Source organism: Brevibacillus fortis (assembly GCF_046196545.1).
Classification (GTDB): domain Bacteria; phylum Bacillota; class Bacilli; order Brevibacillales; family Brevibacillaceae; genus Brevibacillus; species Brevibacillus fortis_A.
This window is the reverse complement of sequence record NZ_CP176370.1, coordinates 3994862-4018064: the sequence shown is the minus strand read 5'-3', so window position 1 is coordinate 4018064 and position 23203 is coordinate 3994862. Positions and strand designations below refer to the sequence as shown.

The following is a 23203-nucleotide window of genomic DNA, read 5'->3' as shown; positions in this document are numbered from 1 at the left end:
TGGGCTGGGCCGTCATGGCAATCAAGCTAATCAATATCGGTTTTGGCAACATCGTCAATGCCAACCGCATTATTTCAATTGTAAGTCCGGAGTCCGCTCCTATCAAACGGATCATCCAGGAAGCGCGCGATCGCAACATGCTAGTGGACGCGACCTATGGGAGACGTACACGTGCGGTAATCATTACAGACAGCGATCACGTGATTTTGTCAGCGGTACAGCCAGAAACAGTGGCACAGCGCTTGACTACGAAGGATGACGAATCGGACGAATAAAGTAGGAGTGTAAACAATGAGTATGGTTGATCGTGGTCTCCTTTTGGTTCTTTCCGGACCAGCTGGTGTGGGAAAAGGAACAGTATGCAAGGCACTTCGTGAAGTGATGCCTGATCTGGTGTATTCTGTTTCCGCTACCACACGCCAGCCGCGTCCTGGAGAGGTGGAAGGAGTTAATTACTTTTTTAAAAGCCAGGAAGAGTTCAAGCGGATGATTGAAGAAGATGCTCTTCTGGAATGGGCAGAATACGTAGGAAATTACTACGGAACACCTCGTCAGTTCGTGGACGATATGCTCAATGAGGGGCGCGATGTCATTCTTGAGATCGAAGTTCAGGGTGCTCTTCAAGTGAAAGAGCGCTTCCCGCAAGGTACGTTCCTGTTCCTAGCTCCGCCTGATTTAAACGAACTGGAAAACCGGATCGTGGGACGCGGGACAGAATCACAAGAGATTATTCGCAAGCGCATGGAAGTGGCGCGTGCTGAAATCGAGCTCATGGACCACTACGATTATGTAGTTGTCAATGACGTCATCGAATCGGCTTGCGATCGAATTCAAGCGATTATTACAGCGGAGCATCTGAAAAAAGAACGTCAGGTTCACAAATATCGCAAATGGCTACAGGAGGTTGAATAGAATTATGTTGTATCCATCTATTGACGAATTGACTGAAAAAGCGGAGAGCAAGTACATCCTGGTGACAGTAGCATCCAAGCGTGCGCGTCAACTTCGCGAAAATAGCGAAATTCAAGTGGTGAGACCAAAATCCAAAAAGTTTGTAGGTTTGGCACTGGAAGAGTTCATCTCCGACGAGCTTGTTCACGAGTTTTTGGACGGTCGCAAATAAGCAGTCACCTTTAAAAACAACCTCACGAGGTTGTTTTTTTCGGATTTCGGATAGGGGAGAAGGGAGAGAGTGCAGATGTATTCGCTTGCAGGAAAACGAATTGTTCTTGGAGTATCTGGCGGCATCGCTGCGTACAAGGCTGCTGCACTGACCAGCAAGCTGACACAGGCAGGTGCATTGGTGCATGTCATTTTGACAGAGGGTGCCTTACAGTTTATTCAGCCTTTGACGTTTCAAGCCTTGTCTCACCTGCCTGTGTATACGGATACATTTACGGAGCCAGACCCGCATGTGATTAGCCATATTGACCTGGCTGATCGAGCTGATCTCGTTTTAATCGCGCCAGCAACAGCCAACGTGATTGGCAAAATGGCGAATGGCATTGCGGATGATATGCTGACGACGACTGTACTGGCTACGAAAGCGCCTGTCATGGTTGCGCCTGCCATGAATGTCAATATGTACAATCACCCTGCGGTTATTGCAAATATGGACAAGCTTACGGCTTATGGTTATCGGTTTGTTGAACCGGGTGTCGGGCTCTTGGCATGTGGCTGGATTGGCAAAGGGCGTTTGGCGGAGCCAGAGGAAATCGTCGAAGCTGTTCGTCAATGGTTTGCTTCGGATGAGACGAGACAAACGATCCGAGAAAAAGATTTGCAGGACAAGCGCGTATTGATCACAGCGGGACCGACTCGTGAAAAAATTGATCCAGTTCGTTACATAACCAATCATGCTTCAGGAAAAATGGGCTACGCCATCGCGGAAGCGGCACGAGACAGAGGAGCGAAGGTCACACTGATCAGTGGGCCGACTGCTTTGGCACGTCCTGATGGAGTAGAATTCATCGCGGTGGAATCGGTACAAGAAATGTTTGATGCCGTTATGGAGCAGCTGCCTCACTGTGACATCGTCGTCAAATCAGCAGCAGTGTCCGATTATCGACCGAAGCATGTGGCTGAACATAAGATGAAAAAGGGTGATGGTCCACTCGACCTTGCGCTGGAGAAAGCACCCGATATTTTAAAGACGATTGGTGAGCGGAAAACGAAGCAATTCGTCGTAGGCTTTGCAGCAGAGACCCAAAATGTGTTACAGCATGCCCAGTCCAAGCTGGAGCGAAAAAATCTCGATATGATCGTAGCCAATAACGTATTGCTTGAGGGAGCAGGTATGGGGAGCGATACGAATATCGTGACCTTGCTAACCCGTGGCGGAGAGCAACTGGCATTGGATAAATTGAGCAAGCGGGCTGTGGCAGACAAGCTGTTCGATGCTGTCCTTGCAGTGCAAGAGCATAAACCGCTCCGAGACCTGTCATGATTGCCCAAATTATCGTGGACGTTCCGGTCAATCGAACGAATCGACCTTTTGATTACCATGTTCCGCCTTGGTTGCGTCCACTGATTCGCATTGGTAGCCGTGTGGTTGTCCCATTTGGTCCCCGTCAACTGCAAGGCTATGTCATCGGGATCGTAGAGGATGACGAAGCCATACCAGATCGTTCGCGACTAAAAGATGTCGTGCAGGTACAAGACGACACTCCTCCTCTTACGCCAGAACTGCTAAAGATGAGCGAGTGGATGTCCAAGCAATACTTGTGTCCGTGGGTAACGGCTGTACAGGCAATGCTTCCGGCCGTGCTTAAAGGGAAGTCGGAGAAGTGGCTGACGGCGACAGATGCATTGAACGAAGAAGCATGCGGGAGATCGGGGCTTTTGTGGGAATTGTTTCGCAAACGGCAACTACCGCTGACAGAAGTGGAGAAACAATTTGCGGAGGAGTATTTGCTCGTTCCAGGCTGGATACAGAGCGGTCTGCTCGCGACGGAGTATCAAGTAAGGGACAGAATCACCCGCAAGCAGCAATCATTTGTCAGGAGCTTATTAGATGAGGGTAAGCTGGAAGAAGCGATTGGTTCTTTACCAGCGCGGGCGGAGCAGATGCGTCGTGTCCTTCAACTGATGCTCATGCACAAGGAGCAGTCCTTATCTGTTCAAATGCTGCGGGATGAATACGGAATTACGCGTTCTCCGCTAAAAAGCCTGGAATCAAAAGGCTGGATCGCGATCGAGCAAGTGGAGGTTTACCGGGACCCGTACGCCAATCGACGTTTCCAGGAGAAGCAGAAGCCTGTTTTTACCCCGGTACAGGAAGCGGTGTTGACGCCCATCTTGCAATCGATTGAATCGGGAACGTATGCTTCTTACTTGCTGCACGGCGTTACCGGAAGCGGTAAGACAGAAGTGTATCTCGAAGCAATCGAACGCACGTTGGAAAAAGGGCGCGAGGCGATCTTTCTCGTTCCGGAAATTTCACTGACTCCGCAAATGGTGGAGCGCTTCAAGGCTCGTTTTGGTGCAGACGTCGCTGTTTTGCACAGTGCGTTATCACAAGGAGAGCGCTATGACGAGTGGCGCAAGATCATTCGAAATCAGGTGAAAGTGGTGGTAGGTGCACGATCTGCCATCTTTGCTCCGTTTCGGAATGTTGGTTTGATTGTGATCGATGAAGAGCATGAGAGCTCGTATAAGCAAGAAGAGACCCCTCGCTATCATGCACGGGAAGTAGCCTTGTGGCGAGCAAAAGAGAATCAGGGTGTACTCGTCATGGGAAGCGCGACTCCTGCCTTGGAGACGTATGCGCTGGCTACGCGAGGCCGATACGAGCTGTTACGCATGCCGGAGCGTGTCGGGAATCGCCCGATGCCAGAGGTACATGTTGTGGATATGCGCGAGGAGCTTCAGTCCCAGAATCGTTCGATGTTCAGCCGGAAGCTGCATGAGATGATTGCAGATCGATTGGCAAAAGAAGAACAGATGGTCATTTTCCTTAACCGAAGAGGCTTCTCTACCTTTGTCATGTGCCGATCCTGCGGCTATACGATGCGCTGCATTCATTGCGACATCTCGCTAACTTATCATAAATCGAATCATACGGCGCGCTGCCATTACTGCGGATACACCATCGCACAGCCTAAGCATTGTCCGGAGTGTCAGAGTGAGCATATACGTTTTTTTGGTACTGGAACGCAAAAGGTGGAAGCAGAGCTGGCAAAACTTTTCCCTGGAATCCGGGTCATCCGAATGGATGTGGATACGACCTCACGTAAAGGCTCTCACGAAGAGCTGTTAAACAAATTCCGCACGGGTCAAGGTGACGTTTTGCTTGGTACCCAGATGATTGCCAAGGGCCTTGATTTTCCACGAGTGACGCTAGCGGGAATCATTGCAGCGGATACTTCCTTGCATCTGCCTGACTTCCGTGCAGCGGAAAAGACATTTCAGCTCCTGACGCAGGTAGGTGGACGCGCAGGGCGGCATGAGCTGGACGGCGATGTCGTGATTCAGACGTATACGCCGGAGCACTACAGCATTATTCATGCGACCAAGCATGATTATCCCGCATTTTATCAGGATGAAATGATGCAGCGCAGACGAACAGGCTACCCGCCGTATTTCCGTCTCGTATTAATAACGTTTAGCCACGAGGATGTTCCCGTTGTTATCCGCGGTGCGCATACAATGGCTGACTATTTGCGGCAGCGTTTGGCACAGACAACGGTCCTCTTGGGCCCAGTCGCTTCGCCCATTGCAAGGGTGAAGGATAGATTTCGTTTTCAGATCATGCTAAAATATCGTGATGAACCGCAACTGTCAGACCTGCTCGCTCAGGCGACGGCTGCGTTTGAAGAATGGAACAAACAGCAGAAAGTATTGATGACGATTGACGTCGACCCTTACGTACTGCTTTAGGGAGGATATGAAACACATGGCGATTCGCACAATTGTAAAACATCCAGATCCGATTTTGCGTGAAAAGGCAATGGTTGTAACTAAATTTAATTCCAACTTGCACAAGCTGCTTGATGATATGGCAGATACGATGTACGATGCAGACGGTGTAGGCTTGGCTGCTCCACAAGTGGGCATCTCCAAGCGTGTCATTGTGATGGATTGCGGTGATGGACTGATTGAAATGATCAATCCGGAAATCGTTGAGCATGAAGGGGAGCAATACGATTATCCAGAAGGCTGCCTGAGCATTCCTGGTCTGCAAGGAGACGTTCGTCGCCACAAGTGGATCAAGCTGCGCGGTCATGATCGTAACGGAAATGTGGTTGAGCTCGAGGCAGACGACCTGTTGTCCCGTTGCGCTCAACACGAGATCGATCATTTGAACGGTGTTCTCTTTATCGATGTAGCTGACAAGGTGTACAAAGTAAACCCGAACCAGGAAGGGGAATAACCATTTGAAAGATGCTCGCATCCTGTTTATGGGTACGCCTGACTTTGCTGTATCGAGTCTTACGGCTGTACTCGAAGCAGGCTACAACGTGATTGGAGTCGTCACACAACCCGATCGTCCCGTTGGACGCAAGCAAGTATTGACGCCGCCCCCCGTGAAGGAGGCGGCTTTGCGTCATGGACTTTTGGTATTGCAACCGGAGAAAATCAAGGCAGAGGAAGCGCTTGAAGAAGTATTGGCGCTCGAGCCTGATCTGATCATTACCGCGGCGTATGGGCAGATTTTGCCTAAAAAACTGCTCGATGCACCGAAATATGGCTGCATCAATGTGCACGCCTCTCTTTTGCCGAAATATCGCGGGGGTGCCCCGATTCATAAATCGATTGTCGAGGGAGAACCGGAAACAGGCGTGACCATCATGTACATGGTGGAAGCTCTCGATGCAGGGGATATGCTGTCCAAGGTAGTCGTGCCGATTGAGGAGCGCGATACCGTGGGGTCCTTGCATGACAAATTGGCTGCGGCAGGCTCTGAGCTGTTGATTGCTACCGTTCCGCCCCTGTTGGCTGGTGAGCTCGTAGCAGAGCAACAGGATCATTCGGCAGCGACATTTGCTCCGAATATCAAGCGTACAGACGAAAAAATTGACTGGAGCCGTTCGGCGGAACAAATTTACAACCAAGTCCGCGGCTTGAATCCGTGGCCGGTCGCATTTACTACATGTGAAGGCAAGATTTGGAAGTTGTGGTGGGTAGAAAAAATGCCTGCTTTGGGCGAAGGCAAAGAGCCGGGAACGATCATCGCCCGTGAGGAAGACGGTATCGTTGTCGCTTGCGGTAGCGGTGCAGTGAAAATAACCGAATTGCAGCCAGAAGGCAAAAAACGTATGAGTGTACTCGACTTTTTGCGTGGAGCGGGCAGCAGCATTGAAATCGGCACAAAGGTAGGAGAATAGTCCGTGGCAAAAAAGGGAGCTCGCGATATCGCCCTCGATGTTTTGAACAGGGTAGAAGAACATAAGTCTTACAGCAATCTTGAGCTGCGCAATGTTCTGGATCGGGAAAATCTCAGTGCAGCAGATGCAGGGCTGGTGACAGAGCTTGTGTACGGTACCATTCAGCGCAAGTTGACGTTGGATCATGTCCTGTCCCATTTTGTAGGGAATAAAAAGGTCCAGACCTGGGTCCGTAATTTGCTACGTCTCAGCTTGTATCAAATTCGCTTTTTGGACCGTATTCCTGAGCGCGCTGCCGTACACCAGGCGGTTGAAATCGCCAAGAAACGCGGTCACCAAGGGATTGCTTCGATGGTCAACGGTGTTTTGCGCAATGTATTGCGCCAGCCAGATGTGTGGGAGCGTCAGCCAAAAGGCGGACGTGCCTTGCAAATCGCCGTAGCCTATTCTCATCCAGAATGGCTAGTGCGTCAGTGGCTTACGGTCTATGGAGAAGAGACGACGATTGCGATTTGCGAAGCCAACAACAGAACGCCGCATAGCTCAGTCCGCGTCAATGCATGGAAAACGACGAAGGATCAAGTGCTGGACAAGCTGGCGGAAGAAGGGCTGGAAGGCCAAGTGTCGTCTGTCAGCCCTCATGCCATTCTGATGGAAGGCGGACATGCAGCAGGCTCTCGCATGTTCAAGGAAGGCTACTTTACGATCCAGGATGAGAGCTCCATGCTCGTAGCACCAGCTCTTGCTGCCGAACCAGGCATGCGTGTACTGGATGCTTGCGCGGCACCAGGTGGAAAAACAACGCACATAGCGGAAATGATGGAAAACCGCGGGCAAATCATTGCAAGTGACGTGCATCCACACAAACGCGATCTGATTGCGAATGCAGCGAAAAGACTTGGGATTACGATCGTTGAGCCAATTGTTAGTGATGCGCTGGACCTACCTGAAAAAGCGCTGGGAACTTTCGATCGAATCTTGCTGGATGCGCCATGCACCGGATTTGGCGTGATTCGTCGCAAGCCTGATCTGAAATGGAACAAAACGCCTGAAGATGTCCGTGCGATTGCTCAGCTACAGTATGAACTGCTTAAGACATTGGCACCGATGCTTACTCAAGATGGTGTCATGGTTTACAGCACATGTACGATCGAGCCAGCAGAAAACCAGGAAATTGTTCGCCGCTTTGTCGAGGAACACCCTGATTTCGTATTAGATGATACACTGGCACAAGACCTGCCTGAGGCTGTCAGAGGCCATGTCGATGAAACCGGAGCCTGCGTACAAATTTTGCCTCACCATTTCGAGAGTGATGGATTTTTTATCGCGCGATTGAAACGAAGAGGATAAGGTAACGGACGTTCAAACAAGGGGTGGCGCACCAACAGGTGGAAAATGCCACTCCTTTGCCTTTGTTTGCGAGGGCTCGGATTGGTTTACACTAGGAAAAGCGACGCATTTATAAATCTGGATGTCAAAACCGTTTGAAGCGAGACGCCCCACGAGGTACAATGATAGAATGGATTTAGGCAAGCAATGATTTTGAGGATGTGGAGATAAGAATGCCGTTAACGACATTTACTGGCGCAAAGCCGCTTATTTACAGTATGACGCAAGATGAAATGAAGGAATGGCTGGTTAGTGCCGGCGACAAAGCATTTCGTGCGCAACAAATTTTTGACTGGCTATATGTAAAGCGCGTCACTTCTTTTGACGAGATGAGCAATTTGTCCAAGGAGCTGCGCCAAAAGCTGGCTGATGCATTCCGCATGGAGCCACTCAAGGAAATCACGCATCAGGAGTCGCAGGATGGGACGATCAAGTTTTTGTTCCAGCTTGTCGATGGCCATGCAATTGAGACGGTGATTATGCGTCATAACTACGGAAACAGCATTTGTGTTACGACACAGGTGGGCTGCCGTATCGGATGTACGTTTTGTGCATCTACATTAGGTGGATTAAAGCGTAACCTGGATGCAGGTGAAATCGTCTCTCAAGTATTGACGGCACAACGCAGATTGGATGCGGAAGGTGAGCGTGTCAGTCACGTTGTCGTCATGGGGATCGGGGAGCCTTTCGAGAACTTCGAGAGCTTGATGGCGTTCTTGTCTGTGATCAACGATAACCGTGGACTCAATATTGGTGCTCGTCACATTACGGTTTCCACCAGTGGAATTGTGCCGAAGATTTACGAGTTTGCTGAACGAGGCGGACAAGTGAACCTGGCGATTTCCCTGCACGCTCCAAACACGGAGCTGAGAAGCCAACTGATGCCGATCAACCGCGGCTTCCCGCTCGCTAAGCTGATGGAAGCATGCCACCATTACATTAACAAGACAGGGCGCCGCATCAGTTTTGAGTACGGTCTGTTCGGTGGGAAAAACGATCAGCCCGAGCATGCAGAGGAACTGGCCGAACTCATTGGCGACATGCTTTGCCACGTGAATCTGATCCCGGTGAACTACGTACCAGAGCGTGATTATGTGCGTACGCCACGCAATGAGATTTTTCAGTTCAAACGCATTTTAGAGGAAAAAGGAATCAATGTGACCATCAGACGCGAGCAAGGCAGTGACATTGCTGCTGCTTGCGGACAATTGAGGGCACAACACGCTAAAGAAACCGTGGGGTGATGCCATGGAAATCGCGATGAAATCCCATGTTGGCCGCGTTCGTCAGGTTAACGAGGACTATTATGCCTGTGTAACCGATTTAAACGGACGCGTGCTCGCCATTGTAGCAGATGGTATGGGTGGCCATCAGGCTGGTGATATCGCCAGTCGCCTTGCTGTTGAGCGAATAGTAAAAGAACTGCGTCACCTAGATGGAGACCTCGAAGCAGAGGATGTGCGTGAGCAATTGATGAACGCCGTCTTGCTTGCGAATAAAGAAGTCTATGAATATGCGGTTGAACATCCGGAGTGCAGTGGCATGGGCACAACCGTGGTTGCTGCCTTGTTCGACCAATCCTCCGTGATTACTGCGCATATTGGCGACAGCCGTCTGTATTTTTACAACCAAGACGGACTGGTCATGAAAACAGAAGACCATTCCCTTGTAAATGAGCTATTGAAAAGTGGACAGATTACAGCCGAAGAGGCGTCTGTCCACCCTCATCGCAACGTCATTATGCGTTCGCTCGGGACTGAACCGGATGTGCTCATTGATCTTGGGCAGTTTGAATGGTCAGAGGGTGATGTTGTCTTGATTTGCTCAGATGGATTGAGCAACAAGGTCAGTCATCCTTCCTTAGAAGAAAATTTGCAGAAACAGATATCGTTACAAGCGAAGGTGGACGGTTTGGTGCAGGAAGCACTGGATGCCGGTGGGGAAGATAACATAACGCTGGTTGCCGTACGAAATACGCTTGATGCCGGTCAGGAAGAGGGGTGAGAGAGATGGAAGGTCAACGACTGGGAGGACGATACCAAATAGAATCCCGCGTCGGTGGGGGCGGTATGGCCATTGTATACAAGGCCAAAGATTTAATATTGAATCGTCCAGTGGCAGTCAAAGTGCTGCGTTCACAGTTTGGTACGGACGAAGATTTCGTCAATCGTTTCCGACGTGAAGCGCAGGCGGTGGCGAGCTTATCTCACCCCAATGTGGTTGGGGTGTATGATGTCGGTCAGGAAGGCGATACCCATTACATGGTGATGGAGTACATAGAAGGCTATACGTTGAAAGAGGTCATCATTCAACGTGGTGCGCTGCCGGTAGAAGAGGCAGTGCGGATCGCCGAGCAAATTTGCGATGCACTCGATCATGCGCATCAAAACCAGATCATTCATCGAGATATCAAGCCGCATAACATTATGATTGGAAAAAATGGTCGGGTGAAGGTTACGGACTTCGGGATTGCGCGAGCCGTTACTTCAGCAACGATTACGCATACGAATGCGATGCTTGGCTCTGTCCATTATTTTTCGCCAGAGCAGGCGCGCGGTGGGATTACCGGGGAAAAATCCGATATTTACTCGCTGGGGATCGTCTTGTACGAAATGGTGACGGGTGAACTGCCGTTTTCCGGTGATTCGCCTATATCAGTGGCGCTCAAGCATTTGCAGGAGCCGCTTCCTGAGCCACGCCAAGTCAATCCGGCTATCCCACAGAGTGTGGAAAATGTCATTTTGAAGGCGCTGGTAAAGGATCCGTTTCTCAGATACGCATCTGCGAGTGAAATGCTAGAAGATTTGGAGACCTGCCTGTTTCCAGAACGATTAAACGAAGAAAAGCTGACGTTCCCGGTGGATGAAGAGATGACGCGAGTGGTGCCGATCATCACACCTGACATGCTCGAAGGCCAAATCAATGGCAAAACCGGGGGAGCGGGGCGTAGCCGCTATGAGCAGCGCACAGAAGAAGAGGATGCCAAACCAGCCAAGAAACAATGGTGGGTCAAAGCTCTGTTGTGGGTAGGTGGTATCGGACTGTTTTTCGTACTGGCATTCTTCGGATTTAACTTACTGTTGAATCTGTTCCCGTCCGTTCCAGAGGCACAGGTACCTCATGTGGAAGGGATCGAAGTGACGCTCGCTGAGAAGAAGATTCAAGATGCCAAACTTGTTGCCCGTATCGTCGAAGAAGCCAATGATACGATAGAAAAAGGAATGGTGATACGCCAGGACCCTGCACCTCCCATGCGGTTAAAGGAAAATTCCGTTGTCACCTTGTATGTAAGCAAAGGACAGCAAGAGATCAACATGCCAAATCTGGTCACGCTGCCACGGGCAACAGCAGAGGAAGCACTGAAAAGTAATGGCTTCAAACTGGAGAATGTCACTTTCGTAGAGGAAGAGGACGACAAGGCCGAGGTAGGGACAGTTATCAAGCAGTCTCCAGCCGCAAATGAAAAGGTGTTCCCTACCAAAACGAATGTGACGGTTACGATTAGTAAAGGAAAAGCCTTCGTGAAAATGCCGGATGTGCGGAATAAATCCGTAGAGGCTGCGCAAGTAGAATTGTTCAAGAGAGGACTGGGTGTTGGGAAAATCACCGAAGTGCCTACTTATACCACGGACAAACCAGGTATTGTTCTTAGCACTCACCCTTACGATCCGGGAATGGATGTGCAAAAGGACGTAGCGGTTCCGCTTGAAGTCAGTAATGGCCAATATCCGCAGGACGCCAAGACCGGGACCTCGCCTGTCTATGTAGATGTGATGCCGGGTGATACGTTGGAAGTGCAAATTGAAGTGACGGATGCCAGCGGTACGAAGGTTGTGCTGACTGAGACTGTTACTGAAAGCAAAGAATACAATGTGCCATACGTAGTGTCGCCTCAAAAAGATGCGTTGATCAGGCTGTTGGTCAAAGGGCCGAACATGAACAACTTTATGGAGGCACAAAAGTATTCGATTTCCTATAGCAGCTTGCCATAGTGTAGTGGAGGGACATGAATGCCAGAAGGACGGATTGTGAAAGCGCTCAGCGGTTTCTATTATGTAGCCGACGAAGGGCGAATCTACAGTTGCCGTGCACGAGGGCTTTTTAAGAAAAAAGATGCAAAAGTAAATCCACTGGTTGGGGATTGGGTCGTCTACGATGCGATCAATGAGGAAGAAGGCTATATCATGGAGGTGGGCGAACGGACGAATGAGTTGGTTCGTCCGCCCGTTTCCAATGTGGATCAGGCGGTACTCGTCTTCTCGATGTACAAGCCGATGTTCAGTCCGTTGTTGTTGGACAAGTTCCTGACGCACACGGAGCGTGCAGGGATTGATTCCGTGATCGTGCTATCCAAAGCTGATCAAGTGTCGGAAGAAGAGGTCGCCGAAATCGTGGAGAAGTATGAAGCGATCGGGTACCGCGTGATTCCGACCTCAACAGCGGATGAACGCGGTGTTGAGGAAGTGCGTGAGATTTTGCGGGACCGTATTTCGGTTTTTGCCGGTCAGTCAGGTGTGGGCAAATCCTCCCTGATCAACATGCTGTTTCCGGGTGTCAGCCTGCAGACGGGAGATGTCAGCCAAAAGCTCGGACGCGGAAAGCATACAACGCGTCATGTCGAGCTGATTCCGCTTGCGGGCGGCGGCTATGTAGCAGACACACCGGGCTTCAGTTCACTGGAATTTATCGATTTCTCCGAGCTTGATCTGGCGGAATCCTTCCGGGACTTTGCCGATCGCAGCTCGGATTGCAAGTTTCGTGGCTGTCTTCACGTAAGCGAGCCATCTTGTGCTGTTCAGGCCGCGCTGGAGGCTGGAGAGATCAGTGAACAGCGCTACGAGCACTACAAACAATTCCGCGAAGAGCTAAAAGAATACCAACGGAGGAACAAACCATGGTAAAAATCGCACCTTCTATCCTATCTGCTGATTTTGCTCGTCTGGGTGAAGAAATTCTCGATGTCGAGAAGGGAGGAGCGGACTGGATTCACGTGGATGTGATGGATGGACACTTCGTTCCAAACATTACGATCGGCCCTCTGATTGTGGAGGCGATTCGCCCAGTGACCAAGCTGCCTCTCGATGTACACTTGATGATCGAAGAACCAGATCGCTACATTCCGCAATTCGCGAAAAGTGGGGCAGACTGGATTACGGTTCATCAGGAAGCATGCCGTCATCTGCATCGCACGCTGTATTTGATCAAGGAGCAAGGTGTGAAAGCGGGAGTTGTACTGAACCCGGCTACACCGATTTCGACGATCGAGCCAGTCCTTGCTGATTTGGATATGGTCCTCCTCATGACTGTGAATCCTGGTTTTGGTGGACAAAAATTCATTCACAGCGTTGTGCCAAAGGTTGCCCAGTTGCGTCAAATGCTGAACGAGCGTGGCTTGGGACATGTGGAAATCGAAATCGATGGCGGTGTCAATGCACAAACAGCACGTTTGTGCGAGGAAGCAGGAGCGACTGTCCTCGTTGCAGGCAGCGCGGTATTCAATCAGGCAGATCGGGGTCAAGCGATCGCTGCGATTCGTGGACAGTAAGAATAACACGTAGCTGTAAGCTGACGCCGATATGCTGATATTATCCCCTTTAGGTAGACAGTTAAGAGATTGACTCTTACTGTTAATTTGGAGGGGATTTTTTCATGAAAAGATTACAACATACTCATTCAGCTGAATCGAAATATAAAGCAGTTCAGATGTATCTTGAATGTGGTTTAGGCTATAAACGCGTTGCTAAAGAGTTGAATATTCCAGAGGCTTCAATAAGACGCTGGGTTAAATACTACGAAAATGAAGGCATGGCTGGCTAGAAGAGAAACGTGGGAAATCAAAAGGTTTGAACAAAGGCAGGCCGATAAAATCGCCCAATATGCCGTTGTAGAGCAACTCTCAGTCAATGGAGATAGTATCTCCATGCTTTGTGAAATCGCTCATGTATCCAGAAGTGGATTTTACAAATGGCAGCGAAGACGTGGTACATCTTCGTCTAAACAACTGGAGGATCAATTTTTAAAAGAAAAGATATTAGAAGGGCATCAACGCTTACGTGGCATCTTAGGATATCAGGGGTATCAGTATACTTCTAGGCATTTTAGTAAACTTCTGAAATACTACAAGATGAAAGCAAGTATGTCTCGAAAGGGCAACTGTTTGGATAACGCCTGTATAGAGAGTTTTTTTGGACATTTTAAATCAGAGTGCCTATACATACAGTCTTTTGAATCTGAAGAGGCGCTCAAAACCGCTATAGATGAGTACATACGGTTTTATAATTACGAAAGGTTTCAGGCAAAATTAAACAACCTTAGTCCGGTGGAATACCGTACCAAGGTTGCTTAGGACCTATCAGTTTTAATGCTGTCTACTTGACGGGGGTAATATCATGCAATCGGCGTCGGCTTTTTTTTGCTTTTTCCTGTTTGTAGGTTTGCAATCATCTGAATATTGTAACTAATTATGTGATAAATCAATTAATAATAAAAATAAAAGTATAATTATAGTTCATGCTACAAATAGAATAAAAACGAATTTTTCTTATTTTAATAAGGATTATGGGTAATTTGTGGTAAAGGTTAATTAACAAAAATAAAACATTTTGGAAAATATTGCTTTTTGATAAATATAATGATTAAATCAAATTATCCAGATAATGGTAAAAATTACCTATCTGAGAGATACTGGCCAGTATCAAGAAATGTTGCTCGCCCTCTAAAAAAATCAGGAGTTGATCATGTATGAAATCGTTATGGAAAAACAGTGTAGCGGTTCTCACCATTCTCTCCATTCTGCCATTTTCACAAACTGCCGTGCACGCTGAACAAAAACATGCGGAGCCGATCTCGACTTCTCAAGTAGACGTGCAAACGAAAAAATTGTCTATCGAAAAAGAAGGTACATTGACAGCGGCTGAACGAGCATTCGTAGGAAAAGTAAAATCGAAGAAGGGTGTACATCGCCAAGGCGACCTGTATGTGGTGTCCCGTGGTGAAATGCCTACCTCTGGTTATAGTTTGAAGGTTGTTGGAACTCAGCAAGGATGGGAAATGCTCACGGTTTATGTAGAGCTGACAAATCCTGCTCCAGAAGACATAACAATACCAGCGGTGCACACACCTTATATCATTGTGCGTGCAAGCCTACCGCCGTACACAACAATGGTGTTTATGGATGCAAAAACAGATAAAGTGTTGTTCCGATAAACTGCTTGATGGATAGAAATGAAAAAAGGCCGGATATAATCATCCGGCCTTTTTTTTAGTAGAGACAGGTTGTTTTGGGTGCCACTCTTATAAAAATGCCCCCTTAGATTTCGGCGGGAAAACGGGGGTAAATTAAGGCTGATTCGATGTTACATACGTACCGGCGATCAAATCATGGATCGAGCGTTTATCCTGACGAACACCTACCATGATGGCGCTGACGATTATCCCAAGACCGAGTGTAATGACATACACGAGCCCTGCGACTAAGTTGCGTAACAGCATGGTTCCGATACCAACAGGCTCTCCATCGATTCGGGCGATGCGAATACCGACAATTCTTTTGCCCACCGTATAGCCATGCCAAAATACCGGCACGAGGAGGCTGTACAGCGAGGAGATGATATTGGTAACAAGATTGTCTTCTGTATTGCCTGTAATGATATAGGTGATCAGTAGTAACGGTAGTCCGATAATGAGTGCATCTAGTAGACCGGCACCGAGCCGGCGCCAAAATCCTACTGGATTGCTTGGCGATGTAGTGATTGATTCCATGTTTTCCCTCTCCTTGTTATTCGAATAGGAATATATATGACTGCCTATTCGAAAATAGTGCAGATAAGGCTCCGTCGTTAATTAGACGGAGCCTTAATTTTCCATAAAATTATACACCTGTAAAATTATTATGACAAGGTTAAAAACATCCGAAGCATTACGGCAATCCTTCCAGGAATGGCGTCAATGACGATATGCTCGTGGGAGGCGTGGGCTCCATCACCAACAGGTCCCAAACCGTCAAGCGTTGGTGTTCCTGCATCAGCGGCGAAGTTTCCATCACTTGTTCCACCGACACCTTGCTCTGTCAATTCAAAACCTTCCAGACGTGCTTGTTCCTGTGCATGCAAGAACAGTTGCTCGGTACCAGCAGTTCGTTCCATAGGGGGCTTGGTGATTCCGCCTTCCACGAACAGCTTGGCTTCCGGATGGACAGGGGTCAGCTGACTCATCAATCGGGTAATACGCTCGCTTTCCTCGCGGCTTTGGATACGCACATCAATTTCTGTCATGGCAAAGTCAGGTACGACGTTCGATGCACTTCCGCCTGTAATGGTACCGACAGACAAGGTTGTGCCCGCCTCATAATTCGTAAACGATTGAATAGCGAGGACGTGGTGAGCCAGCTCAGCGATCGCATTGATCCCCTTGGCGTGATCATTGCCTGCATGTGCAGCACGGCCTGTTACTTTTAAAATGAAGTCTCCGCCACCTTTGCGGCTTGTTTTCAAAGAGCCATCCCCAGCGGCAGGCTCCAGTACCAATGCATACTTACTTCTTCTTGCTTCCTCTCTAATGAGCATTTCGGAGGAAACACTGCCAATCTCTTCGTCGGTGTTCCAAAAAAAGACGAGCTTTTTTTTAGGCAAAAGATTGTGTTCCATCATGGCGCGCAGGGCGAAATAGCTAAAAACGATGCCTGCTTTCATGTCGTATGTACCAGGCCCATAGAGTCGGCCATTTTCCTCGCGACAAGGCTCAACGGCTAACGTACCAATGTCTTTTACGGTATCGAAGTGACCGAGAATGAGGATTTGTTCGTCGCCATCTCCATACTCCATTCGCAGCTGATTTCCGTAATGCTCTTGTGGCAAGCTCTCCACCCGACACCCCAATTGGCGAAAGCGTTCTGCAATCAGGCTGCCTAATTGATCGACAGCTTGCTTGTTGTGGGTGGGTGTTTCCATCTCTACATATGTACGCAGTTCCTCGATAATTTCTGGGAGCTGCTGCCGAAAATAAGACGTCCAATTTTTCTCCATGTCAGCCTCCTGTAATTCCTTTTACTAGCACTATAAAGCCTTGTTTGCTTTTCTGCCACTAAAATAAAGATTTGTGCATAAAATTCTGTATATTCTGCGTTTAAAATGTAAGTAAAAAATGATTGAAATTGTTCAGATTATGAGTAAAATAATCATTGTGATGCATAAATATAAGTTTTCATGCAAATTAATGCTACGAATAGACTGCTTTATGCGTAAAATTCATAACAACGGGGGTTCATCATGAAGAAAACAAAATCATTTATTTCTCTGGCACTTACTTCCATGCTTGCGGCGGTCGTGATCGCTGGATGCGGTACGGGCAATCAAACGGCAACAGGACAAGCATCAGCGCCTTCTGCTGGCGACAAGAAAACATTGGTCATGGCTACTTCTGCTGACTATAAGCCGTATGAATATCACGATCTGAGCAGCGGAAAAGATGAGATTGTCGGCTTTGACATTGATATCGCGAAATACATTGCAAAAGAGCTCGGTTACGAACTGCAAATCAATGACATGAACTTTGACGGGCTTATTCCGGCACTGCAAACGAATCGCGCAGACTTCGTTATGGCGGGCATGACAGCAACACCTGAGCGCGCGAAGAACGCTGATTTCTCCACCATCTATTACGATGCGAAAAATACGATCGTAGCAAAGAAAGACAGTAATCTGACCAAGCCTGAGCAATTGGCTGGCAAAAAAGTGGCAGTACAGCTCGGTTCTATTCAGGAAGGGGCAGCAAAGGAGCTTGCAAAGACTGTTTCCGGCTTGCAGATCACTTCGCTGAACAAGCTGCCTGAGATTGTCGAAGAAGTAAAAGCGGGCCGTGTAGATGCTGCCATTATCGAGGACACAGTAGCGAAAGGCTTCGTGGAAAACAATGACTCTCTGCAATTCACCACTCTGGATGAAAATGAACAGAATGGCTCCGCTGTTGCGTTTCCAAAAGGATCGCCACACGTAGAGAAATTTAATGAAGTCATTAAAAAGATGCAAGAAAACGGAGAAATGGACAAGCTGATTCAAAAATGGTTCGGTCAATAATAATCTCTCCAGACAACGAAGAATAACTGTATAAGCAGCAAGAGGGGAGAATGGGCATGAATTTGGATTTTGCACAAATCGTGCCCTATATTCCTTTCATATTGGAAGGGATAAAGGGCACGCTACTTGTTACTTTGATTTCGGTTGTATTGGGATTTTTCTGGGGCTCCATCCTCGCACTCATTAAAATTTCGAATGTGAAATTACTAAACTGGCTCGCGGTTGCTTATACTTCGGTTTTCCGCGGGACACCATTGATTTTGCAGCTTACCTTTGTTTATTTTGCAACGCCACAGCTTACTGGCTACAACATTTCGCAACTGGAAGCAGCAGTACTGACGTTTACATTAAACTCAGGTGCATACATTTCTGAGACGATTCGTGGTGGAATTTTGGCGGTGGATAAAGGGCAGTGGGAAGCGGCCAAAGCGCTTGGTGTACCTTATCACCGGATGATGCTCGACATTATTTTGCCGCAGGCTGTCAAAAACATCTTGCCTGCACTCGTCAATGAAACGATTGCACTCTTGAAGGAATCCGCACTCGTTTCCACGATTGGTCTTGCAGACATCATGCAGAACGCGAATGTGGTCAAAGGCACCATCTTCCGTTATTTTGAGCCATACATGATGGCCGGTATCCTGTACTATGTCATGGTTATGATCCTGACTTGGGTAGCTCGTGTACTGGAACGGAGGATGAGACTCAGTGATTAAGATCGATAACATTACGAAGTCATTTGGACAACTGAATGTACTGAAGGGCATCACGACGAACATCGGTAAAGGGGAGGTTGTCGCCATCATCGGTCCATCTGGATCAGGGAAGTCAACGCTGTTGCGTTGCATCAACCTGATGGAGACACCAACGACAGGTACAATTACGATCAACGGACAGGAAATCACGGCTCCAAAGGCTGACGTGATGGGCATTCGTCAGCAAATCGGGATGGTTTTCCAGCATTTTCACCTGTTTCCGCATATGACGGTATTGAAAAACTTGACCTATGCTCCGATGAAAGTAAAAGGCATGTCTGCGGCTGAAGCGGAAAAAAAGGCGAGAGAGCTATTGGTGCGTGTAGGGCTGGCGGACAAAGCGGATGTCTTTCCATCGCGCTTGTCAGGCGGTCAGAAGCAGCGTGTAGCCATTGCCCGTTCGCTTGTGATGGAGCCACAAATCATGCTGTTTGACGAGCCGACCTCTGCCCTCGACCCAGAAATGGTTAAGGAAGTTTTGGAGGTTATGAAGGGGCTGGCTGATAGCGGAATGACCATGGCAATCGTCACGCATGAAATGCGCTTCGCCGAAGAGGTGTCAGACCGTATTTTGTTCCTCGATGATGGTCGCCTCTTGGAAGATACGCCACCGGAAGAGTTTTTCCAAAAGCCAAGAAGTGAACGTGCTCAGCAGTTTTTGGAGAAGGTTCGGTAATATAACTAGCCGCAGTGCCGATGAGGCAGCGGCTTTTTTCTTTGACACAAGCATAGACTTGGGCTAGAATCAGAAACAGTTTAGGAGAGGTAGTTCAAAAACTCGACTTTTGATCACGGAGTAGTCCATGCGGGCTCCTTCGGCATCGAAAGAGGCGTTCACCTTCAAAGTCCGGTGCTCATGTAGGTTCCCTACATTCCGCTCCTCCTTTTTCAGGTTCTCGCCACTTTCTTGGTGCTGAAAAGTCAACTTTTTGAACATCCATTTGAAGTGTAAAAAATTTTTTATTTATTCTATTTTGAGGAGTGACTATTTTGGATCGTCAACGGTTGGTCATTTTGTTGGAAATGGCGATGATGGCGGCTCTTGCAATTGTGTTTAGTCAGATCAAGGTTTTCGAAATGCCACAGGGTGGCTCTGTGTCCCTGGTGATGGTGCCAATCGCGTTGATCGCTGTTCGCCGTGGACTCGCTGCTGGTGTCATTACAGGGCTTGTTGTCGGATTTCTTCAATTGCTCTTGGGCAGTACAGTTGTCCATCCAGTTCAGCTGTTGCTGGATTATCCGCTTGCTTTTGGGACGCTGGGTCTCGCTGGGCTTGTTCGCCTGTCTGGCTACGAAGGAACGAAGCAACGTATCGTGGTACTGTGGAGCGGCTTGTTCATTGGCGTGATTGGGCGATTTGTCTGCCATTTTCTATCGGGTGTTATCTGGTTTGGCAGCTACGCGCCAGAAGGTGTACCAGTCTGGCAATATTCCCTCATTTATAACATCACGTATCTGCTGCCAGAGATGATTATCGCAGGAGTCGTCTTGACAGTTGTGCTTAGCAGCGCATCGCAGCTGCTGTTACCCGCACGCGATCGAGTCGCATAAGAAACAGGAAAAAATCGGTATCAAGTACAAACTATCCACATAATGTAATCAGGCAGCGAGTTTTCGTTGCCTGATTTTTTACTTCTTAGACATATACTTTTTTCAGGTGGCAGGATACATGTTTATCCGACAGCAGAATATGATGTAATATGCACGTTTTTGAGAACACCTAAAGGAGGTGCTTACGCGAAATGGGATTGCGCTCCTATCGCCTGCGACAGGGGGGCGCCTTGCGACGTGTTCTCGGGGTTGCGTTGGCTGTCGGGGGAATCACCATTTTCCTGTATTGGGCACCTCCGTGGGTTTGGTATAGCCTATTGGCATTAGCACTCATAGGGGCCGGCGTGTATTTGTATCGTGTGTAGTAATTTCGGTGAGGAGGGGTAGCATGCGGTTTTACACCATCAAGTTGCCGAAGTTCCTGGGTGGCATGATTCGGGGCATCATCGAGGCGTTCAACAAGAAAAAGTGAAGCTTCGGCCCCGAGCCTCCTTTGGGAGAAGAGTGGAGAAACGGGAGAAATGCAAAAAAGCACCTCGAGGGTGCTTTTTTTCGCATAGTTGATCTCAACTATACGCGAGTTACGAGACCGGATTTCAGTGCTCGAGTACTTACATAAACGCGCTTCGGTTTTCCATTTACGAGAATGCGCACTTTTTGTACGTTGACACCCCAGGTGCGGCGAGTTGCGCGCATGGAGTGGGAGCGAGCGTTTCCAGCTTTAGCAGATTTACCTGTTACAAAGCAACGACGTGCCATTACGATCCACCTCCCTTGTTACATCTAAACGGGATTTCCTTTGTGGGAAATACAAATACTCGACTATAGTAGCACATCATTGCTGTCAATTGCAATACTTGACAAGATGAATTACCCAGTCTTTCTCACAGGGTTGATAGGATCGACAAAACGCTTCATTTCTCTTTTGTGTTAGTGTAGAATTGTAAGGAAGCATGGTTACGCTTACCTATGACGGTCAAGCTGTTTAACAGAGGAGGAGTCCTTGCATGACAGTGGAAATGAATACATCGCTAGGAAAGATCGATGTTACAGAAGACGTGATCGCACGAATCGCTGGAGGCGCGGCCATGGAAGTTTTTGGACTTGTGGGCATGGCTTCTCGCAAAGCGCTGAAAGATGGAATCGCTGAGTTGTTAGGAAGAGACAACCTGAGCAAGGGTGTCGTCGTTCATAACACAAATGGCGAAGTAGTATTGGACATGCACATTATCGTCAGCTATGGCGTGAAAATTTCCGAGGTGGCAGGCAACGTTCAACGCCGTGTTCGGTATACCTTGGAGCAAACAGTAGGCATTGATGTGACTGCTGTTAATATTTTTGTGCAGGGAGTTCGTACAGACAGGGATATGTAAGGAGGAACATCAGTTGGTACATACGCGTCTAGATGGCGTGCTGTTTAGCCGGATGGTTTACCTGGGGGCGAACCTTTTATCCGACAACGTCAGAGTAGTGGATGGATTAAACGTCTTTCCTGTGCCGGATGGCGATACGGGGACAAACATGAATTTGACTTTCTCTTCCGGTGTGGAGGAGTTGACTCGAAAAGAATCCCCCCGAATCACTGAATCGGCAGCTGCTTTGGCAAAAGGTCTGTTAATGGGCGCGCGCGGTAACTCCGGCGTGATTTTGTCCCAGTTATTCCGCGGCTTCAGCAAATCAGTCAATGGAAAAGATGAGGTTAACGCCCGTCAGTTTGCCGATGCCTTGAAAGCTGGTGTTGACTCTGCGTATCAGGCAGTGATGAAGCCGGTAGAAGGTACGATTTTGACTGTTGCCCGTGAAGCGGCGGAGATGGCTGTGCGTGCAGCGCGCACGTCAGATGATATTATCTCTGTCATGGAAAAAACATACGAGCAGGCGCAAGCTACGCTGTTGCGTACGCCGGAAATGCTGCCTGTTCTCAAAGAAGTGGGCGTAGTCGACTCAGGTGGACAAGGTCTGTTGTTTATTTATGAAGGGTTTTTGCGAGCATTGCGCGGGGAAGAGCTATCCGCCGATCGTGAGCGTTCGGTACCCAAAATCGGTCAAGAAGAGCTGGACAAGCTCATTTCTGAGCAACATCATGCACAAATCCACATGAAAACAGAAGACATCACGTACGGGTACTGTACGGAGTTTATGGTTCATGTCGCGCATAGCACCGAGGCGAACAAGAAGCCGTTCTCAGAAGCGCTGTTCCGCAGCCATCTGGATACGATGGGCGATTCACTGCTGGTCGTCTCTGATGATGAAGTTGTCAAGGTACATATTCATGCAGAGCATCCGGGAAGCGTACTACAATACGCGCAGCAATTCGGCAGCCTGCATCGACTGAAGATAGAAAACATGCGCGAGCAGCATGCGAACATTTTAAAAGCGGAAGAGAGCAAAGGACAGGCGAAGCCAGAATCAGCTGCTCAACCTGCTACAGAGCTGCTTCCATACGGATTGATCGCGGTAGCTGCTGGTGAGGGAATCGCTACGATTCTGCGCAGCATGGGTGTGCATGTGGTAGTAGAGGGCGGCCAAACGATGAACCCGAGCACAGAGGACTTCATGAAGGCCATCGCAGGACTGAATGCCCAGCACATCATCATCCTGCCAAACAACAGCAATATCATCATGGCAGCACAGCAGGCATCCGAGCTCGCTGAAGTTCCTGTATCTGTTGTACCGACGAAGAGCATTCCGCAGGGATTGGCAGCACTGGTCAGCTTCCGCACAGATGTTGAACCGGAAGCGAACGTGCAAGCGATGACCAAGGTGATTGCCCAGGTAAAAACAGGTATGGTGACGCACGCGGTTCGCGACACGCAAATGGGTGAGGTACAAATCAAAGAAGGCGATTTTATCGGCATGGCTGAGAAAGAAATCGTCACAGCAGGCCCCGACTTGCTAGCATGCGCAACGACGCTGCTCTTGGGAATGGTGGATGAAGACTCCGAGATCGTGACGATATTCTTAGGAGAAGATGCGACAGAAGATCAGGCTCATGCTTTAGAAAAAGCTTTGTCCGATGCATACCCGGATGTGGAAGTTGAGATCCAGGCAGGCGGTCAACCGTTGTATCCATTCATTTTTTCTGTCGAGTAAAAGCCAACTTTTTGAA

General features: G+C 48.6%; 27 protein-coding genes. 24 read left to right on the top strand and 3 right to left on the bottom strand.

All coding sequences use genetic code 11. From position 1 onward, the window contains the following. The first annotated feature begins 14 nt into the window (after positions 1-14). The 16 genes from remA (at position 15) to ACKKE8_RS19890 (ending at position 14921) form a co-directional block, all read left to right on the top strand. A complete protein-coding gene (remA, locus tag ACKKE8_RS19965; protein ID WP_015891999.1) occupies positions 15-275 on the top strand; it encodes an extracellular matrix/biofilm regulator RemA in 261 nt (86 codons plus the stop codon). Between the two features lie 16 nt (positions 276-291). Then, positions 292-912: a guanylate kinase gene (gmk, locus tag ACKKE8_RS19960; RefSeq protein WP_409174576.1), complete on the top strand. Its 621-nt coding sequence runs from the start codon at positions 292-294 to the stop codon at positions 910-912. 4 nt (positions 913-916) lie between these two features. Next, positions 917-1123 (top strand): DNA-directed RNA polymerase subunit omega, encoded by a 207-nt coding sequence (gene rpoZ, locus ACKKE8_RS19955; RefSeq protein WP_016742004.1) that lies wholly within the window; start codon positions 917-919, stop codon positions 1121-1123. 75 nt (positions 1124-1198) lie between these two features. Next, positions 1199-2446 carry a bifunctional phosphopantothenoylcysteine decarboxylase/phosphopantothenate--cysteine ligase CoaBC gene (coaBC, locus tag ACKKE8_RS19950; protein ID WP_409179169.1) on the top strand — a complete coding sequence of 416 codons (1248 nt, stop codon included), beginning with the start codon at positions 1199-1201 and terminating at the stop codon, positions 2444-2446. Continuing rightward, a complete protein-coding gene (gene priA / locus ACKKE8_RS19945) occupies positions 2443-4878 on the top strand; it encodes a primosomal protein N' (protein ID WP_409174575.1) in 2436 nt (811 codons plus the stop codon). The genes coaBC and priA overlap by 4 nt, the downstream gene beginning before the upstream one ends. Positions 4879-4894: 16 nt before the next feature. Then, positions 4895-5371: a peptide deformylase gene (gene def, locus ACKKE8_RS19940; protein ID WP_007728382.1), complete on the top strand. Its 477-nt coding sequence runs from the start codon at positions 4895-4897 to the stop codon at positions 5369-5371. A 4-nt stretch (positions 5372-5375) separates the two neighbouring features. Continuing rightward, on the top strand, positions 5376-6326 hold the full coding sequence (fmt, locus tag ACKKE8_RS19935; protein ID WP_409174574.1) for a methionyl-tRNA formyltransferase: 951 nt from the start codon (positions 5376-5378) through the stop codon (positions 6324-6326). Between the two features lie 3 nt (positions 6327-6329). Then, positions 6330-7676, top strand: coding sequence for a 16S rRNA (cytosine(967)-C(5))-methyltransferase RsmB (gene rsmB, locus ACKKE8_RS19930; protein ID WP_409174573.1), 1347 nt, complete (start codon positions 6330-6332; stop codon positions 7674-7676). Positions 7677-7888: 212 nt separating this feature from the next. Beyond that, positions 7889-8959: a 23S rRNA (adenine(2503)-C(2))-methyltransferase RlmN gene (gene rlmN, locus ACKKE8_RS19925; RefSeq protein ID WP_409174572.1), complete on the top strand. Its 1071-nt coding sequence runs from the start codon at positions 7889-7891 to the stop codon at positions 8957-8959. 4 nt (positions 8960-8963) lie between these two features. After that, positions 8964-9719 carry a Stp1/IreP family PP2C-type Ser/Thr phosphatase gene (locus ACKKE8_RS19920; protein WP_409174571.1) on the top strand — a complete coding sequence of 252 codons (756 nt, stop codon included), beginning with the start codon at positions 8964-8966 and terminating at the stop codon, positions 9717-9719. Positions 9720-9724: 5 nt separating this feature from the next. Next, a complete protein-coding gene (gene pknB / locus ACKKE8_RS19915; protein WP_409174570.1) occupies positions 9725-11707 on the top strand; it encodes a Stk1 family PASTA domain-containing Ser/Thr kinase in 1983 nt (660 codons plus the stop codon). Positions 11708-11725: 18 nt separating this feature from the next. Further along, positions 11726-12616 (top strand): ribosome small subunit-dependent GTPase A, encoded by an 891-nt coding sequence (rsgA, locus tag ACKKE8_RS19910; RefSeq protein WP_409174569.1) that lies wholly within the window; start codon positions 11726-11728, stop codon positions 12614-12616. Then, positions 12610-13260: a ribulose-phosphate 3-epimerase gene (gene rpe / locus ACKKE8_RS19905; protein ID WP_409174568.1), complete on the top strand. Its 651-nt coding sequence runs from the start codon at positions 12610-12612 to the stop codon at positions 13258-13260. The genes rsgA and rpe overlap by 7 nt, the downstream gene beginning before the upstream one ends. A 104-nt stretch (positions 13261-13364) precedes the next feature. Continuing rightward, a complete protein-coding gene (locus ACKKE8_RS19900) occupies positions 13365-13532 on the top strand; it encodes a transposase (RefSeq protein ID WP_409174567.1) in 168 nt (55 codons plus the stop codon). Then, positions 13513-14061, top strand: coding sequence for a transposase (locus tag ACKKE8_RS19895; protein WP_409174566.1), 549 nt, complete (start codon positions 13513-13515; stop codon positions 14059-14061). The genes ACKKE8_RS19900 and ACKKE8_RS19895 overlap by 20 nt, the downstream gene beginning before the upstream one ends. Positions 14062-14456: 395 nt before the next feature. Then, positions 14457-14921 (top strand): protease complex subunit PrcB family protein, encoded by a 465-nt coding sequence (locus ACKKE8_RS19890; RefSeq protein ID WP_409174565.1) that lies wholly within the window; start codon positions 14457-14459, stop codon positions 14919-14921. Positions 14922-15053: 132 nt separating this feature from the next. Here ACKKE8_RS19890 and ACKKE8_RS19885 read toward each other — a convergent pair whose 3' ends face one another. Together ACKKE8_RS19885 and ACKKE8_RS19880 are read right to left on the bottom strand one after the other, a co-directional pair. After that, complete coding sequence (locus ACKKE8_RS19885) at positions 15054-15476, bottom strand: RDD family protein (RefSeq protein ID WP_409174564.1); 423 nt, start codon at positions 15474-15476, stop codon at positions 15054-15056. A 128-nt stretch (positions 15477-15604) separates the two neighbouring features. Beyond that, positions 15605-16738: a M20 family metallopeptidase gene (locus tag ACKKE8_RS19880; RefSeq protein ID WP_409174563.1), complete on the bottom strand. Its 1134-nt coding sequence runs from the start codon at positions 16736-16738 to the stop codon at positions 15605-15607. Positions 16739-16981: 243 nt separating this feature from the next. Here ACKKE8_RS19880 and ACKKE8_RS19875 point away from each other — a divergent pair, with 243 nt between their 5' ends. From ACKKE8_RS19875 to spoVM, 6 genes are all read left to right on the top strand, one after another. Then, on the top strand, positions 16982-17788 hold the full coding sequence (locus tag ACKKE8_RS19875) for a transporter substrate-binding domain-containing protein (protein WP_409174562.1): 807 nt from the start codon (positions 16982-16984) through the stop codon (positions 17786-17788). 56 nt (positions 17789-17844) lie between these two features. Continuing rightward, positions 17845-18504, top strand: a complete 660-nt coding sequence (locus ACKKE8_RS19870) for an amino acid ABC transporter permease (protein ID WP_015891983.1) — start codon at positions 17845-17847, stop codon at positions 18502-18504. Then, positions 18497-19219, top strand: a complete 723-nt coding sequence (locus ACKKE8_RS19865) for an amino acid ABC transporter ATP-binding protein (protein WP_409174561.1) — start codon at positions 18497-18499, stop codon at positions 19217-19219. Before ACKKE8_RS19870 ends, ACKKE8_RS19865 begins: the two co-directional genes overlap by 8 nt. Before the next feature lie 314 nt (positions 19220-19533). After that, positions 19534-20094 (top strand): energy-coupled thiamine transporter ThiT, encoded by a 561-nt coding sequence (gene thiT / locus ACKKE8_RS19860; protein ID WP_409174560.1) that lies wholly within the window; start codon positions 19534-19536, stop codon positions 20092-20094. Between the two features lie 191 nt (positions 20095-20285). Beyond that, positions 20286-20459 carry a hypothetical protein gene (locus ACKKE8_RS19855; protein ID WP_007728365.1) on the top strand — a complete coding sequence of 58 codons (174 nt, stop codon included), beginning with the start codon at positions 20286-20288 and terminating at the stop codon, positions 20457-20459. A 23-nt stretch (positions 20460-20482) separates the two neighbouring features. After that, a complete protein-coding gene (gene spoVM, locus ACKKE8_RS19850) occupies positions 20483-20566 on the top strand; it encodes a stage V sporulation protein SpoVM (protein WP_005831022.1) in 84 nt (27 codons plus the stop codon). Between the two features lie 98 nt (positions 20567-20664). Here spoVM and rpmB read toward each other — a convergent pair whose 3' ends face one another. After that, positions 20665-20853: a 50S ribosomal protein L28 gene (gene rpmB / locus ACKKE8_RS19845; RefSeq protein WP_005831020.1), complete on the bottom strand. Its 189-nt coding sequence runs from the start codon at positions 20851-20853 to the stop codon at positions 20665-20667. A 248-nt stretch (positions 20854-21101) separates the two neighbouring features. Between rpmB and ACKKE8_RS19840 the strand changes: the two genes are divergently transcribed. Next, positions 21102-21467, top strand: a complete 366-nt coding sequence (locus ACKKE8_RS19840) for an Asp23/Gls24 family envelope stress response protein (RefSeq protein ID WP_007728362.1) — start codon at positions 21102-21104, stop codon at positions 21465-21467. A 13-nt stretch (positions 21468-21480) separates the two neighbouring features. Then, positions 21481-23187 (top strand): DAK2 domain-containing protein, encoded by a 1707-nt coding sequence (locus ACKKE8_RS19835; protein WP_409174559.1) that lies wholly within the window; start codon positions 21481-21483, stop codon positions 23185-23187. Positions 23188-23203: the final 16 nt, after the last annotated feature.

Bases quoted from the DNA above. Each gene is read 5' to 3' on its own strand.
- ACKKE8_RS19885 (WP_409174564.1), bottom strand. From the start codon at position 15,476: ATGGAATCAATCACTACATCGCCAAGCAATCCAGTAGGATTTTGGCGC.
- ACKKE8_RS19920 (WP_409174571.1), top strand. From the start codon at position 8,964: ATGGAAATCGCGATGAAATCCCATGTTGGCCGCGTTCGTCAGGTTAAC.
- ACKKE8_RS19875 (WP_409174562.1), top strand. From the start codon at position 16,982: ATGAAGAAAACAAAATCATTTATTTCTCTGGCACTTACTTCCATGCTT.
- rpe (WP_409174568.1), top strand. From the start codon at position 12,610: ATGGTAAAAATCGCACCTTCTATCCTATCTGCTGATTTTGCTCGTCTG.
- remA (WP_015891999.1), top strand. From the start codon at position 15: ATGGCAATCAAGCTAATCAATATCGGTTTTGGCAACATCGTCAATGCC.
- ACKKE8_RS19880 (WP_409174563.1), bottom strand. From the start codon at position 16,738: ATGGAGAAAAATTGGACGTCTTATTTTCGGCAGCAGCTCCCAGAAATT.
- spoVM (WP_005831022.1), top strand. From the start codon at position 20,483: ATGCGGTTTTACACCATCAAGTTGCCGAAGTTCCTGGGTGGCATGATT.
- ACKKE8_RS19855 (WP_007728365.1), top strand. From the start codon at position 20,286: ATGGGATTGCGCTCCTATCGCCTGCGACAGGGGGGCGCCTTGCGACGT.
- gmk (WP_409174576.1), top strand. From the start codon at position 292: ATGAGTATGGTTGATCGTGGTCTCCTTTTGGTTCTTTCCGGACCAGCT.
- priA (WP_409174575.1), top strand. From the start codon at position 2,443: ATGATTGCCCAAATTATCGTGGACGTTCCGGTCAATCGAACGAATCGA.
- ACKKE8_RS19840 (WP_007728362.1), top strand. From the start codon at position 21,102: ATGACAGTGGAAATGAATACATCGCTAGGAAAGATCGATGTTACAGAA.
- def (WP_007728382.1), top strand. From the start codon at position 4,895: ATGGCGATTCGCACAATTGTAAAACATCCAGATCCGATTTTGCGTGAA.
- rsgA (WP_409174569.1), top strand. From the start codon at position 11,726: ATGCCAGAAGGACGGATTGTGAAAGCGCTCAGCGGTTTCTATTATGTA.
- rpoZ (WP_016742004.1), top strand. From the start codon at position 917: ATGTTGTATCCATCTATTGACGAATTGACTGAAAAAGCGGAGAGCAAG.
- ACKKE8_RS19895 (WP_409174566.1), top strand. From the start codon at position 13,513: ATGAAGGCATGGCTGGCTAGAAGAGAAACGTGGGAAATCAAAAGGTTT.
- rlmN (WP_409174572.1), top strand. From the start codon at position 7,889: ATGCCGTTAACGACATTTACTGGCGCAAAGCCGCTTATTTACAGTATG.
- coaBC (WP_409179169.1), top strand. From the start codon at position 1,199: ATGTATTCGCTTGCAGGAAAACGAATTGTTCTTGGAGTATCTGGCGGC.
- rpmB (WP_005831020.1), bottom strand. From the start codon at position 20,853: ATGGCACGTCGTTGCTTTGTAACAGGTAAATCTGCTAAAGCTGGAAAC.
- ACKKE8_RS19890 (WP_409174565.1), top strand. From the start codon at position 14,457: ATGAAATCGTTATGGAAAAACAGTGTAGCGGTTCTCACCATTCTCTCC.
- ACKKE8_RS19870 (WP_015891983.1), top strand. From the start codon at position 17,845: ATGAATTTGGATTTTGCACAAATCGTGCCCTATATTCCTTTCATATTG.
- pknB (WP_409174570.1), top strand. From the start codon at position 9,725: ATGGAAGGTCAACGACTGGGAGGACGATACCAAATAGAATCCCGCGTC.
- ACKKE8_RS19900 (WP_409174567.1), top strand. From the start codon at position 13,365: ATGAAAAGATTACAACATACTCATTCAGCTGAATCGAAATATAAAGCA.